This window comes from Exiguobacterium sp. s141, assembly GCF_018618085.1.
GTDB classification, from domain to species: Bacteria; Bacillota; Bacilli; order Exiguobacteriales; family Exiguobacteriaceae; genus Exiguobacterium; species Exiguobacterium mexicanum_A.
The window spans coordinates 1-598 of record NZ_JACSLJ010000022.1 but is presented as its reverse complement, the minus strand read 5'-3'; the positions used below and the strand labels follow the sequence as shown (position 1 = coordinate 598).

The following is a 598-nucleotide window of genomic DNA, read 5'->3' as shown; positions in this document are numbered from 1 at the left end:
ACGTCTCCAGCGAGACCATCAAACGTTATGTCGAGGAACAAAAGACAAGGGGATGAGACCGTGTCGCAGACATTGACCGTGAACATCAAGCTCCATCCGACGAAAGCGCAACGATCAATCTTGGAGCGGATGATGGACACCTACATCCGCACGGCGAACCAGCTCGTCGCGGCCATGGTGCAGGCCCGAGAGAGCTTGAATCTGACGAGCAAACATGTCACGGCGGACCTGCCGAGCGCCGTCAAGAACCAGGCCATCCAGGACGCGAAGAGCATCTTCAAGAGGGCGAAGAAGAAGGACTTCCAGGTCATCCCCGTCTTGAAGAAACCGTACTGCACCTGGAACAACCAGAACTACTCGTTCGACTTCGAGTCGGTCTCCCTCCCGATCATCATCGACGGGAAGGTGAAGAAGACGGCCATCCGCGCCGACATGGTCGACCCGGACAACCGGAACGCCACGCTCCTCGCCAACAAGCTCGGGACGCTCCGCATCACGAAGAAGTCGACCAAATGGATCGCCCAGATCGCCGTCACGATCCGCACGACGGAGAAGACGGGCACCAACGTGCTCGGGGTGGACCTCGGCCTGAAAGTCC

1 protein-coding gene is annotated in these 598 nt (G+C 58.7%); it reads left to right on the top strand.

Annotated features, from left to right (window positions below):
* Positions 1-60: 60 nt before the first annotated feature.
* On the top strand, positions 61-598 hold a 538-nt coding region (locus KNP74_RS14855), incomplete at its 3' end, for a nuclease/transposase family protein (RefSeq protein ID WP_483297769.1).